We start from the raw sequence: 13,132 nt of genomic DNA on the forward strand, positions 1-13,132 counted from the left end.
ACTGGTCTGATCTGCGACGACATGAGTAAACTCAACTTTGGTCGTGACGCTACCGCCGGAAGGAGTCACGAGTCAAATGATTTTCAGTCATGACACCGAGCTGACCCTGCGGGCAGCGGCGGTGCTGATCAACACCGATCGGGTCGACGGTGAGCACCTCGCCGACCTGCATGCGCTCGACGAATACCTGGACAGCTTCGGCTGGACCGGGCGGCGGGACCACGACGCCGCTGAGCTCGAATCCGTACACCGGCTTCGCACCCGGCTCGGCGGGATCTGGGAGATCGCCGACGACGAGGCCCGGGCGGTCGGGCAGGTGAACGCCCTGCTCGCGGACACCCGGGCGGCACCGTGGCTGACCCGGCACCCCGAGATGCCGGAGTGGCACCTGCACCTGGCCTCGGTGCACGACCCGCTGTGGCAACGCATGGGCGCGGAATTCGCGATGGCGCTGGCTGACCTGATCCGCGCCGGCGACCTTCGCCGACTCAAGATCTGCGCCGCACCGGACTGCGAGGCCGTGCTGGTGGACCTGTCGCGCAATCGCTCGGGGAAGTTCTGCGACACCGGCAACTGCGGTAACCGCCAGCACGTCGCCGCCTACCGGGAACGGCGCTCCAACAAGTGATCTGACCCCCGGCCGCACCTCGTTACGCTGGCCTGCGGGGGGTGTCATGCGTCAACCGGCCACACGGCTGCAGGTCAGCGGTCACCGCTTCCTGATGCGCCGCATGACCCATGCGCTCGTCCGCGGCGACGCCAGAATGCTCGACGATCCGCTACGCGCACAGTCGCTCTCGCTCACCGCCGGGGCGCTTCTGGTGGCCGCCGGGGTCGCCGTGTGCGCGGTCATCGCGGCGTTCCGGCCGGCAGCCGACATCGGTGACGCGTCCGTCGTCGTGGTCCGAGAGACCGGCACGTTCTACGTACGGGTCGACGACACCCTGCACCCGGTCTCCAACCTGGCGTCCGCGCGGCTGATCACGGGCAGTTCGGAGCCGCCGAGGGCGGTGTCCCAGTCGGCTGTCGACGCGCAGAAGCGCGGCGCGTCGATGGGCATACCTGCTGCGCCGCAGAACCTTTCGTCGTCACCGGCGGCGGAGTCGGCTCTGGTGTGCGACGAGGGCGCGCGCACGACGGTGATCGTCGGTGCGCCGGCCCCCGCCGTCACGGTGCCGCAGCAGGCGCTGCTGGTCACCCCTCGCGGGGCCAACCCCGCGCTGACCTATCTGCTCAATTCCGGCCACAAGGCCCGGGTCGATCTGCGCCACCCCGCCGTGGTCCGGGCGCTGCGACTCGACGGCGTTGCAGCACTTCCCATCTCGCAAGCCGTCCTCGCCGCTCTGCCGGAGGCGCCCGCCATCGAGGCCCCACGCATTCCCGACCGCGGTGCGCCGGGGCCGGGTCCCCTGCGCGAGCATCCGGTCGGAACGGTGGTCGCGGTGTCCGATGCGCAGTTCGTGGTTCTGCGCGGCGGTCTGCAACGCATCGGCGAGGTCGCCGCCGACCTGATTCGCTACACCGACGGGCGGGCGAGCGCGACGGTGCCTGTGGTGCCGCCCGACATCCTCGGCACGGTTCCGGTGGTGGACTCGCTGCCCGTCACCACCTACCCCGAGCATGCGGGGACGCGACGGGCGCGGGTCGTGTGCGCACGCTGGCTGCCGCGCACCGACGACGCCGGAGCACAGAGCGCCGTCGTGGTCACCGACACGACACCGCCGCCCGGTGCAGCGCTGGCGCAGGCCGACGGCGACGGACCTGCCGTCGACGCGGTCGCGCTCTCTGGCGGCGCCCTGTTGGTGCGTTCGGTCGCGCTCGGTGGGTCCGATTCGAATGGCGAGGCAGGACCCCTGTTTCTGCTCTCCGACTCCGGCGTCCTGTTCGGCGTCGAGAATGCCGATGCTGCGCGACGATTGGGCTTCTCGCTGCCGGGTTCGCCAATTCCGTGGGTGTTCCTGGCCGGCCTCCCGCGGGGGCCAGAGCTGAGTGTGCGGGCCGCGTCAGTCGGCCGCGACGTCATCCTCGCGGGGCCGTGACCGGCCCAGCGCCGCGCCGGCGACGGCCACCGCGCCGATGAGTCCCGCGCACAGCAGCACCGTGCGCACGGGCGACGCCGGCTCTCGATCGCGCTGCTCGGCCGGCATGCCGGAGATCGTCGTGGCCGGGCGCGGGACCGACGGCGCGACATCGCCCACCGCGGCCATCACGTCAACGACCCCATGGCCGAGCGCGGCAGACCAGCCACCCGCGGGATGGCGCGCGGTGTCCTCGATGCGGGCCATCACCTGCCGGGCGGTGAGCTCGGGGTGCCGGGCCCGCACCAGCGCGGCGAGCCCTGACACCAGCGGCGCCGCGTAGCTGGTGCCGGACAGCCGAGCGCCGCTGACCGTGGAATCGACCAGACCGTCGGGTGCCGCGGCGAGCGACACGACGTTCTCGCCCGGCGCCGCGACGTCGACCCACGGTCCGGCGAGGCTGAAGTCGGAGGCGGAGCCGTCGGTGCTCGACGAGCCGACGGTCAGGACGTAGTCGTCGTACCAGGCCGGGCTGGCCACCACCGTGACGTCAGGGCCATTCTGTGCGGGGCACTGACCGGCGCCGCCCACGTTGCCCGCCGCGCTGACGACGACGGCGTTGGTGATGTCGACGGCGTAGGCCAGCGCCGCACCCAGGGCCCGGTCGTCGAGCCCGGTGTCCGCGGCCAGGCAGGCCACCGACGAGATGTTGATGACGGTGGCGCCCATGTCCGCTGCCAGCCGGACGGCCGCGGCCAGGGTCTGTACGTCCCCGACGCCCGAGCCTCCGTTTCCCTCAGTGACATCGAACTTGTTGCTGGACTGGCGAATCGACAGCAGCGCAGCCTCGGGTGCCACCCCGGCGAAGCCGTCCGACGGGTCCGGGCTCGCGCCGATGAGCCCGGCGACGATCGTGCCGTGGCCGTCGCAGTCGGCGGTGCCGTCGCCGGTGCTGACGAAGTCACCGCCCGCGACGAGGTGGGGCAGGCGGCGATGGCGGGCCACTCCGGTGTCGATGATCGCCACTATCTGACCGGCGCCACGGGTCAGCGGCCACACCAGCGACACGTCGTCGAGAAGGTGGCCGGCAGAGGTGGCGTCGCGTACTGCGACGCAGTCGACTCGTTGTTCGGTGGGCTGCGGCGGTCGCGCGGACCCCGCGGGCGGCAACCGGGAGTCGTCGATCGGTGGCGGAGAGATCGACGCGCCGGCCGGTGCCGGCGGTGTCAGCCCCACGGTGAGCGCCGTGACGGCCAGCACGCGCCCGATTCGCGTCACGGCAGGCCCACCGCGTCGTACACGCCGGCCAACCACGCGGCCAGTGGCAGGACGGCAGCTGTGGCGATGTATTCGATGCCGCGGATCACGCTGCGCATCACTGGGTTCCATTGTCTGTCCTGCAGATGTATCAGGGTCGCGCCGGCGACCGCGACGCCGCAGCACCACCACGGCGCCGTCGTCGGATTCCCGCTCACCGCGACGAACAGCGCGATCCCCAGTGCTGCCAGACCCGCGCCGATCAGGACCCGCCGGCGGACGGGGTCGAGGTGGACACGCTGTCGCAGAATCAGCGCAGTTCCGACAGCGGTTGCGAAAATGCCTGTCAGCACCTGGTATCGGCCCTGGGCGGCGACCAGGGCGACGCCGACCATCGCTGTACCGCACCAGCCCGCCGTCAGCCCGGTGAGCAGTCGGTGCGCCGCCTGCGCGCGTCGTGGTCCGACCGCGCGACGTGCCGGCCCGATGCCGGCGAGTGTCACCGCGAGCGAGGCAGCACCGGTGAGCGCCGCCAGTGACGTACCGGTCAGCAGCGCGCCGATCGTCGCGACGTCCCCGCTGCACAGTGCGCCGATGATCGCGGCGAGCATGATCGCGCCGGCCGCTGCGGCACACCCGGTCGTCGCCGACACGGCAGCGATACCGCTGCGGCCCAGCGCCATCGCCAGACACACCGCCATCGCCAGGGCAGCCGCCGCGGCGACAGCGACGACGACCGGCCAGGAGAAGCCCGCCGCGGCCAGTGCCCCGGTGACCGCAGTGTGGCCGACCGCCCCGACGCTCAGTGCATCCGACAGCGGTGCGGTGACCCAGCCTGCGACGGCGGCGACCGCCGCGGACAGTGCGATGGCCGCGCTCACCCACAGTGCCGGCTCGTCTCCGCTCGTGCATCCTACCCAGCAGAGAGTCGAGGCCAGCGCGAGGAGCACGGTCGTCGCGATCGCAGCCTCCCATCCGCCGGCGCGCGGAGCGGGAGGGCGGATGGCGGCGATGACCGCGTCCGTGGGGGCTCCCGTCGTCACTCGGGGCGGGGGCGCAGGTTCGTCGGTCAACAGCATCAGGTCACCGTCACGAACACCGTTGTCGTGCAGACTTTTCGTCGGGTCCAGCGGTAGCCCCGCCACCGGCGCCAGGTACCACCGCACCGCCTCCGCCACGGACGCGCGGTCGCCCACCACGCCGTCCACCAGCGCGGGCAGGAGCTGGGCGACCGGACACTGCGCCGGCAGCACCAGATCGGCGCTGAGCCGCTGCCGCGGAAGGTGGACCGCCACCCGGCGCACGGTATTCGTCACCACAGCAACGTAACTGGCGTACAGGGGGTGGGTGGGCACCGAAATTTCTCGTTGCTGGATGGAACCGCACAGCGCGCTGGTGCGTCTGTTCCTACATGGAACCTGCGCGCCCGCCCGGCGGCCGGATCGCTCTCGACGCGCCGCCCACGCTGCCGGAGGCCACACCTGTCAGTCCCATGGCCCGGATGATGCCGGTCGCGATGGTCGCCGCCGTTATTGGCATGAGCGCGTTGTACCTGCGATCGGGCGCATCGTCGCCGCGCAGTCCGATGTTCTTCGCGCTGCCGGTGATGATGCTGGTCTCGCTGGTCGGCATGCTGGCCCACGGCGGTCGCGGCGGGGCCCGCACCGCCGAGATCAACGCCCAGCGCGCCGATTACCTGCGCTATCTCGACACCGTCGACGGCATCCTGCGGGCCGGCGCCGCGGCCCAGCACCGATGGGTGCACCGGCACCATCCCGAGCCGGAAGCGCTGTGGTCGCTCGCCGGCACGCAGCAGATGTGGCAGCGAGACGAGACCCATCCCGAGTTCCTTTGTGTGCGAGTCGGAATCGGTGATGCCGACCCGATGACGGCGGTTGTGCTGCCCGAGCTCGAATCCGACGAGAACGCCGACCCGGTGACTACGACCGCGGTGCGCACCCTGGCCGGGAATCGGTCTCGCGTTCCGGACGTGCCGGTGCTGGTGTCGTTGCGTGACACCCGAATGGTGACGGTCACCGGGGAGTCCGGCACCTGTCGTGCGGTCGTGCGGGCGCTCGTCTGCCAGCTCGCCGTCGCGCATTCGCCCGCGCTGCTCGGGATCGTGACCGACCGGGACGACGGTGCCGAATGGGACTGGCTGAAATGGTTGCCGCATTCTCGTGCGGGCGACGGGACGCGGCATCGAGTGGTCGTCGCCGACGGTACGGCACCGCCGGCCGCCGACGACGTGACCGTCGTACGCATCCGTTCCGCACGGTCACCGGTCGTCGTGGCCGCCGACGGCGTCGAGATCTCTGCCCGGTACGACCAGCTGTCGCTGCCGGCGGCGCTGACCTGTGCCCGGCGCGTGGCCCGCTGCTCGCTGCGCCGGGCATCGTCGGGTCGCGACGGCTGGCCGGCGCTGATGGGCATCGCGGACCCGAGCGTGTTCGACCCGGTGGCCCGATGGTCGCAGCCGACCGACACCCCGTTGCGCGTGCCCATCGGCGTGGACGAGAACGGTGGCACGGTCCACCTCGACATCTCCGAATCCGCTGCCGGCGGGATGGGGCCGCACGGATTGTGTGTCGGCGCCACCGGATCCGGTAAATCGGAGTTCCTCCGCACTCTCGTCCTCGGCATGATCGCCACGCACTCGCCGGACGACCTGAACCTCGTCCTCGTCGACTTCAAGGGCGGCGCAACATTTCTCGGCCTGGACACCGTGAACCACGTGTCGGCGGTGATCACGAACCTCGCCGACGAGGCGCCGCTGGTGGCGAGAATGCGCGATGCGCTCTCCGGGGAGATCACCCGCAGGCAGGAGGTTCTCCGGGCAGCGGGCAATCTCGCCGACCTCGCGGCGTACCGGCGCGCCCGCACGCGGGATCCTGCCCTGGCGCCGCTGCCGTCGTTGTTCGTCGTCGTCGACGAGTTCTCCGAACTGCTCAGCCAGCATCCCGACTTCGCCGATCTGTTCGTCGCGATGGGCCGGCTCGGTCGCTCGCTGGGCGTCCATCTCCTGCTGGCCAGCCAACGTCTCGACGAAGGGCGGCTGCGGGGCCTGGACGCCCACCTGTCCTATCGCGTGTGTCTGAAGACGTTCTCGGCAGCCGACTCCCGCGCGGTCCTCGGGGTGGCCGACGCCCATCACCTGCCCGCTCGTCCCGGGGCCGCCTATCTCAAGACCTCTGCCGGACAGCTGACCCGCTTCCAGGCGGCGTTCGTCTCCGGCCACATTCCGGGCGCGTCCACGGTGGCGGAAGGCACATACGTTGTGCCACAGGAGTTCACGTCAGCCGCGGCGCAACCGGTTGCGCAGGAGGCTCCGTCGCGTCCGCTCCTGACGACGATGCTGAACCAGCTGCAGGGCCACGGCGGCGAGGCGCACCGCGTGTGGCTACCGCCGCTGCGGCGTTCGCCTATTCTCGAGGACCTGCTCGGCACCGTCGTATCGAGCCCGCTACACGTGCCGATCGGCCTGATCGACCGCCCGGCCGAGCAGCGGTACGAGCCGTATGTGGTCGACATGTCGGGCGCAGCGGGCAATGCCGCGATCGTGGGCGCGCCGCAGTCCGGCAAGTCGACGGCGCTGCGGACGTTGGTCGCTGCGCTGGCTGCGCGCCACGATGCCGCGACGGTGCAGTTCTACTGCCTGGACTTCGGCGGCGGCGCTTTGGCTGCGCTTCGCGACCTCCCGCACGTCGGGTGCGTGGCGGGTCGGCACGAGGCCGAACTGTGCCGCCGTACCGTCGCCCACCTCGACGGCGTGCTGCGCGATCGCGAGGAGAACTCCCGTGCCGACACCGACCCGGACGTGTTCCTCGTCGTCGACGGATGGTCGACCGTGCGCAGCGAATTCGACGTCCTCGAGTCTGCGATCACCGCGCTCGCGGCACGCGGGCTCTCCTACGGCGTCCACGTGGTGCTGACGGCCTCCCGGTGGGCCGATCTGCGACCGGCGCTGAAGGATCAGCTCGGCACGCGGATCGAACTGAGGCTCGGGGAGCCCGCCGAGTCCGAGATGGACCGGCGACGGGCCCGGGAGCTGAGCACGGCACCGGCGGGGCGCGGCCTGACCCGTGACGGCCACCTGATGGCGATCGCCCTGCCCGGTACCTCGCGCATCCCCGCCCAAGCCGGTGGCTCACGTGCACCGCGGGTCGAATTGCTGCCCACAACCGTGCGTTTCGACACGATCAGCGCTGGGCCGCGTCTGCCGGGCGGCCTACTCCTGGGTCTGCGGGAGCGTGATCTGGGCGCTGCCGGGCTCGACGTCATCGATCACCCACACCTGCTGATCCTCGGCGACGGAGAATCCGGCAAGACAGCTCTGCTGCGCACGCTGTGCACCGATCTGGTGCGTACGCACACCCCGCAAGAGGTCGCCCTGGAACTGGTCGACTACCGCCGGACGCTGCTGGGCGTCGTCGAAACCGACCATCTCGCAGGATATTCCGCATCACCGGTGGCACTCCAGTCTCGCCTCAGCGCGCTGACCGCCCGGCTGACGGCCCGCATGCCCGACGAACACGTCACCCAGCGGGCGCTGCGGGACCGCTCGTGGTGGACCGGGCCGGAGATCTACGTCGTCATTGACGATTACGACCTGGTGGCCGGCGCCACCGGCAACCCGCTCACCGCGCTCGCCGACTTCCTGCCCCACGCCAAGGACCTCGGCCTGCACGTCGTCATCGCCCGTCGATCCGGCGGGGCCGCCCGGGCGATGTTCGACCCGGTGCTCACCCGGCTGCGGGAGATGGGCTGCTCCGGCTTCATGATGAGCGCCTCGCCGGAGGAAGGGACGCTGCTGGGCAGCACCCGGCCTGCGCCACTGCCGCGTGGGCGCGGGGTGCTGTCGGTGCGTGGCCGCGCCGACGAACTGATCCAGGTGGGGTGGCTCGACCCGCCGTGACACCGGTCGTCGTCGAGGTCGGGCCGGTGACGGTACGGGGACCGGGCACCCCGCCGGCAGCCTGGGCGGAGGCGGCCGTCGCGGGCGTGGGGGACCGGCTCGCGGTGGTGGACGACCGCATCGTCGAGGTGGCCGACCTCCTGCGCGAGGTGCTCTCGACGGCAGCGGGCGGGCGCATGCGATCACTCGCGGTGGTGGTGCCGAGCTGGTGGCCGAGCCGCTGGACGGCGGCCGTGACCGACGCCGCAGGCGCGGTCGCCGGCGACGTTCGGGTGTTCCGGAGGGGACCACTGCTGAGCGCAGCCCAGAGCGGGGCAGTCGCGGAGGTCACGGCTGACCTCGTCGCGATCACCGAGCCCGGGCTGCCTCTGCGCGTGCTCGACCGTGACGCCCTGCCGAGGCTGAGCTCAGTGCTGGTCGACGTTCCGCCCGGGGTCGCCGCGCCGCCCTCCGGCACCGGCCGCCTCAGCGGGCGCGACGACGTCGAGGCCGCGGTGGCAGCGACGCTCGCGCCGGCGCGATCCAGAATCCGCCGGCCCGTGATCGCCCTACTCGCCTCCGCGGCGCTGATGGCGCTCCTCGTGCCCTGGCTGCCGCGTCATCCGGTGCCGGCGCAGTGGAGGCTGCTCACCGAGGGTCGGGTCGCGATCGAGATGCCGACCGACTGGACGGCGCAGCGCATCACGTCGGGACTCGGTTCGGCGAGGGTGAGGATCGCCGGATCCGATGGTCTGCCCGCACTGCACCTCACGCAGTCCCTCGGGCCCGCCTCTCTCCCTGATATCGCCGAATCCCTGCGCCGGGCAATCGCTTCCGCGCCCTCAGGGGTGTTCGTCGACTTCCGTCCCGACGGCGTGGTGGGTGCCCGGGCCGCGGTGACCTACCGCGAGGTGCGGGACGGCAGCCACACCCAGTGGGCCGTGGTGGGCGACGGGGGCGTGCGGATCGCCATCGGATGTCAGAGCGCACCCGGCCACGCCGAGGCGGTCGCGGCGGTGTGTGCGCACGCGGTGGCCAGTGCCCATGCAGTCGGTTGACGAACAGAGGGAACCGATCCTGCTGCCGGTGCGTCCAATTCCGTGTAATGCCAACAACACAGGAAGGATCTCTCGATGCCGATCCCGTCAGGAGCCGCCGGCGGAGCGCTCGCCACCGACTTCGACCTCATGGCCGCAGTGGCAGGCAAGACCGACGCCCGCAACGAGGAGATCCGCGCGATGCTGGCCTCGTTCATCGGCCAGATGAGCAGCGTGCCCGCCTCGGTGTGGGGTGGCGTCGCGGCCGCCAGGTTCCGCGACGTGGTCGACCGGTGGAACGCGGAGTCGCTGCGGCTGCACGCGGCGCTGCAACGCATCGCCGAGACCATCCGCGACAACGAGCGCACCCTGCGCCTGGCCACCGACAGCCATGCCCACGCCATCGGTTCTGCGACCGCCCACCTGTAGAGGAGACCGACATGGACCCGATGCTGTCCTACGACTTCGCCGCGATCGAGCACACGATCCGGCAGCAGATCCACGCGACGTCTGCCCGCTTCAATGCCGCGCTGGACGATCTGCGGACCCAGATCGCGCCGCTGCAGCAGGTCTGGACCCGTGACGCCGCCGAGGCGTACCAGGTCGAGCAGGCCAGGTGGGAGCAGTCCGCGGCCGCACTCAACGACATCCTGTTCCGCCTGGGTGACGCGGTGCGCGACGGCGCCGACGACGTCGCGGCGACCGATCGCAGCGCCGCCCACGCCTGGGGTGCCTGACACCCCACCAGACGCTGTGCGACCCCCGCGAGGAGGGGAGCCGACCGGGGGTCGCACAGTTTTTCCCGACCCGTCCGTCGTGCCTGGTGGGATAAGGTGGTGGCCGGTGTGATGGCGGACACAAAGGATCGCCGCGTGGCAACTGCGAAGACGACGAACGGACGGGCGGGCTCGCGCCCGTCCTCGTCGACGCTGCGCACTGTGCACGAACTGTTCCTCGCCGGCGAGGTCGACGCCGACGACCTGAGCTCGTCGGTCCGGCCGGTCGTCGCGCAGAGCTGGGAGCGGAGCCGCGCGGTCGGTGTCGACCCCGACTTGAACGGCGCCCGGCCCGCGGAAGCGCTGGCCGCGGCTGCGCGGCTGCGCGACACGCACCCGTTGGCACCGGCGTTGCCGGTCATCCGCCGGCTCCTGGTCAACGACGCGATCGACTCCGGCGTGGTGGTGGCCGTCAGCGCGGCCGACGGCACCCTGCTGTGGGTCGAGGGCGATCCGAACGCGTGCCGGCGCGCCGAGGCGATGAACTTCGTGCCCGGCGCCGACTGGAGCGAACGCGGCGCGGGCACCAACGCCCCCGGCACCGCGCTCGCCCTGGACCGAGAATTGCAGATCCACGGTTCGGAGCATTTCTCCCGCATCGTGCAGCCGTGGAGTTGCACGGCCGCCCCGGTGCACGACCCGACCACCGGGGCGCTGCTCGGCGCGATCGACCTGACGGGCGATGCGCAGGTGGCGTCGTCGCAGACGCTGGCCCTGGTGCGGGCCACCGCGGTCGCCGTCGAGAACCATCTGGCGCTGCTGCGGGTCGCCGGGATCGGCCCCGAACCCGCCACGCGCAAACCGCACCTGGTGGTGCTCGGCGGTGATCGGCCCCGCTGGGTCACCTCCGATGCCTACGGGCACCTTCAGGCCACCTATCTGACGGGCCGGCACGCCGACATCCTCGTGCTGCTGAGCCGCCATCCCGAGGGGCTGTCCGCCGACCACCTCGCCGTGCTGCTCGACGACAAGGATCTCGACGTCGTCACCGTGCGCGCGGAGATGTCGCGGCTGCGCAAGGTGATCGGCGCGGAGAACCTCGGCTCGCGGCCGTACCGGCTGCTCGCACCGATCACCAGCGACATCGGCGAGGTGTTCGACGCGCTGGACGCCGGTGACGTCGAGGCCGCACTGGATCGGTACTCGGGGCCGCTGTTGCGCCAGTCGGTGTCCCCGGCGGTGGCCCGGCTGCGTACCGCGTTGTCGACCACGCTGCGCGAGGCGGTGCTCGCCGAGAGCCGGCGGGGCCGCGCCGACCTGCTGCGGCGCTGGCTGGACCTGCCCGAAGGCCGCGATGACCGCGACGGCTGGCAGGCGCTGCGGGACTGCTCCGGGCTGAACGCGGTCGTGCGGGCGCAGGCGCGTGGCCACCTCGCCGGAATCGACTACGAACTCGGCTGACGCTCCGGCGCGTCATGCAACCGTGCTGCAACGGTGACGCGCGTAGGTTGCGAACAGGTTCAGTGACGCACACCACACGAGCAGGAGTACCACCACCATGACTGTGTATGCCCGACCGGGAACCGACGGCTCGCTGATGTCGTTCAAGCCCCGCTACGAGAACTTCATCGGCGGCCAGTGGACGCCGCCGAAAGCGGGCCGCTACTTCGAGAACCCCACGCCGGTCACCGGCCAGACGTTCACCGAGATCCCGCGCTCCGACGAGTCCGACATCGAGGCCGCGCTCGACGCCGCCCACGCCGCCGCACCCGCATGGGGCAAGACGTCGGCTGCTGAGCGGGCGGTGATCCTCAACAAGATCGCCGACCGCATCGAGGAGAACCTCGAGTCCATCGCGCTGGCCGAGTCCTGGGACAACGGCAAGCCGATCCGCGAGACGCTCAACGCCGACATCCCGCTGGCCATCGACCACTTCCGCTACTTCGCCGGATGCATTCGCGCCCAGGAGGGTTCGCTCTCGGAGGTCGACGACGACACCGTCGCCTACCACTTCCACGAGCCGCTCGGCGTCGTCGGGCAGATCATCCCGTGGAACTTCCCGATCCTGATGGCGGTCTGGAAGCTGGCCCCGGCGCTGGCCGCGGGTAATGCGATCGTGCTCAAGCCCGCCGAGCAGACCCCCGCGTCGATCCTCTACCTGTTCGAGGTCATCGGCGATCTGCTGCCCGCCGGTGTGGTCAACATCGTCAACGGGTTCGGTGTCGAGGCGGGCAAGCCGCTGGCGTCGAGCAACCGGATCTCCAAGATCGCGTTCACCGGCGAGACCACCACCGGCCGCTTGATCATGCAGTACGCGTCGCAGAACCTGATCCCCGTCACGCTCGAGCTCGGCGGCAAAAGCCCGAACATCTTCTTCAACGACGTGATGGCCGAGGCCGACAACTATCAGGACAAGGCGCTCGAGGGCTTCACGATGTTCGCCCTCAACCAGGGCGAGGTGTGCACCTGCCCGTCGCGCTCGCTGATCCAGGCCGACATCTACGACGAGTTCCTGGCGCTGGCCGCGATCCGCACCAAGGCCGTGCGCCAGGGCGATCCGCTCGACACCGAGACGATGATCGGCGCTCAGGCGTCCAACGATCAGCTCGAGAAGATCCTGTCTTACATCGAGATCGGCAAGAGCGAAGGTGCCCAGCTGGTCACCGGCGGTGAGCGGGCCGAACTCGGTGGCGACCTCAACGGCGGCTACTACGTGGCGCCGACGATCTTCACCGGCCACAACAAGATGCGGCTGTTCCAGGAGGAGATCTTCGGGCCCGTCGTCGCGGTGACCTCGTTCGGCGACTACGACGAGGCGATCAGCATCGCCAACGACACGCTGTACGGCCTGGGTGCCGGCGTGTGGAGCCGCGACGGGAACACCGCCTATCGCGCGGGCCGTGACATCAAGGCCGGCCGCGTGTGGACGAACTGCTACCACCAGTACCCGGCGCACGCGGCGTTCGGCGGCTACAAGCAGTCCGGCATCGGCCGCGAGAACCACAAGATGATGCTCGACCACTACCAGCAGACCAAGAACCTGCTGGTCAGCTACAGCGACAAGGCGCTCGGCTTCTTCTGATCGAGTAGCCCCTGCCGCCAGAAAACCCCGGCGCGGAGCGATCCGAGCCGGGGTTTTTCCGGCCATCTTTTATGGTCGGATAACCGACCTTTAAAGATGCCGAAACATCAACCGGATAGAGATGAATG

The 13,132-nt window shown here is 70.8% G+C and carries 10 protein-coding genes; 8 read left to right on the plus strand and 2 right to left on the minus strand.

Annotation, left to right across the window (positions count from 1 at the left end):
* Nucleotides 1-76: 76 nt before the first annotated feature.
* Nucleotides 77-628: a CGNR zinc finger domain-containing protein gene (locus ACZ50N_RS05915; RefSeq protein ID WP_046366595.1), complete on the plus strand. Its 552-nt coding sequence runs from the start codon at nucleotides 77-79 to the stop codon at nucleotides 626-628.
* Nucleotides 629-674: 46 nt separating this feature from the next.
* Nucleotides 675-2,039 carry a type VII secretion protein EccB gene (gene eccB / locus ACZ50N_RS05920; protein WP_464474886.1) on the plus strand — a complete coding sequence of 455 codons (1,365 nt, stop codon included), beginning with the start codon at nucleotides 675-677 and terminating at the stop codon, nucleotides 2,037-2,039.
* Here the strand turns inward: eccB and mycP are convergent.
* Both mycP and eccD read right to left on the minus strand, forming a co-directional pair.
* Complete coding sequence (gene mycP / locus ACZ50N_RS05925) at nucleotides 2,004-3,296, minus strand: type VII secretion-associated serine protease mycosin (RefSeq protein ID WP_464474887.1); 1,293 nt, start codon at nucleotides 3,294-3,296, stop codon at nucleotides 2,004-2,006. The two genes, eccB and mycP, sit on opposite strands and share 36 nt — an antisense overlap.
* Nucleotides 3,293-4,591 (minus strand): type VII secretion integral membrane protein EccD, encoded by a 1,299-nt coding sequence (gene eccD, locus ACZ50N_RS05930; RefSeq protein ID WP_464474888.1) that lies wholly within the window; start codon nucleotides 4,589-4,591, stop codon nucleotides 3,293-3,295. The genes mycP and eccD overlap by 4 nt, the downstream gene beginning before the upstream one ends.
* 95 nt (nucleotides 4,592-4,686) lie before the next feature.
* Here eccD and eccCa point away from each other — a divergent pair, with 95 nt between their 5' ends.
* The 6 genes from eccCa to adh all read left to right on the plus strand — a co-directional run bounded on the left by eccCa (nucleotide 4,687) and on the right by adh (nucleotide 13,004).
* Nucleotides 4,687-8,190, plus strand: coding sequence for a type VII secretion protein EccCa (eccCa, locus tag ACZ50N_RS05935; protein WP_464474889.1), 3,504 nt, complete (start codon nucleotides 4,687-4,689; stop codon nucleotides 8,188-8,190).
* A complete protein-coding gene (locus ACZ50N_RS05940) occupies nucleotides 8,172-9,227 on the plus strand; it encodes a type VII secretion-associated protein (protein WP_464474890.1) in 1,056 nt (351 codons plus the stop codon). Before eccCa ends, ACZ50N_RS05940 begins: the two co-directional genes overlap by 19 nt.
* Before the next feature lie 75 nt (nucleotides 9,228-9,302).
* Complete coding sequence (locus ACZ50N_RS05945) at nucleotides 9,303-9,635, plus strand: WXG100 family type VII secretion target (protein WP_046363980.1); 333 nt, start codon at nucleotides 9,303-9,305, stop codon at nucleotides 9,633-9,635.
* Between the two features lie 11 nt (nucleotides 9,636-9,646).
* Nucleotides 9,647-9,943 (plus strand): WXG100 family type VII secretion target, encoded by a 297-nt coding sequence (locus ACZ50N_RS05950; RefSeq protein ID WP_046363979.1) that lies wholly within the window; start codon nucleotides 9,647-9,649, stop codon nucleotides 9,941-9,943.
* A gap of 135 nt (nucleotides 9,944-10,078) precedes the next feature.
* On the plus strand, nucleotides 10,079-11,383 hold the full coding sequence (locus ACZ50N_RS05955) for a helix-turn-helix domain-containing protein (protein WP_046363987.1): 1,305 nt from the start codon (nucleotides 10,079-10,081) through the stop codon (nucleotides 11,381-11,383).
* A 97-nt stretch (nucleotides 11,384-11,480) separates the two neighbouring features.
* Entirely contained in the window at nucleotides 11,481-13,004 is a 1,524-nt protein-coding gene (gene adh, locus ACZ50N_RS05960) for an aldehyde dehydrogenase (protein WP_464474891.1), read from the plus strand.
* Nucleotides 13,005-13,132: the final 128 nt, after the last annotated feature.

The sequence above is a fragment of the Mycolicibacterium obuense genome (assembly GCF_055397605.1).

What these genes read in the sequence shown, in the direction of transcription:
- ACZ50N_RS05915 (WP_046366595.1), top strand. Translation starts at nt 77, where the DNA reads ATGATTTTCAGTCATGACACCGAGCTGACCCTGCGGGCAGCGGCGGTG.
- eccB (WP_464474886.1), top strand. Translation starts at nt 675, where the DNA reads ATGCGTCAACCGGCCACACGGCTGCAGGTCAGCGGTCACCGCTTCCTG.
- eccCa (WP_464474889.1), top strand. Translation starts at nt 4,687, where the DNA reads ATGGAACCTGCGCGCCCGCCCGGCGGCCGGATCGCTCTCGACGCGCCG.
- ACZ50N_RS05945 (WP_046363980.1), top strand. Translation starts at nt 9,303, where the DNA reads ATGCCGATCCCGTCAGGAGCCGCCGGCGGAGCGCTCGCCACCGACTTC.
- ACZ50N_RS05950 (WP_046363979.1), top strand. Translation starts at nt 9,647, where the DNA reads ATGGACCCGATGCTGTCCTACGACTTCGCCGCGATCGAGCACACGATC.
- adh (WP_464474891.1), top strand. Translation starts at nt 11,481, where the DNA reads ATGACTGTGTATGCCCGACCGGGAACCGACGGCTCGCTGATGTCGTTC.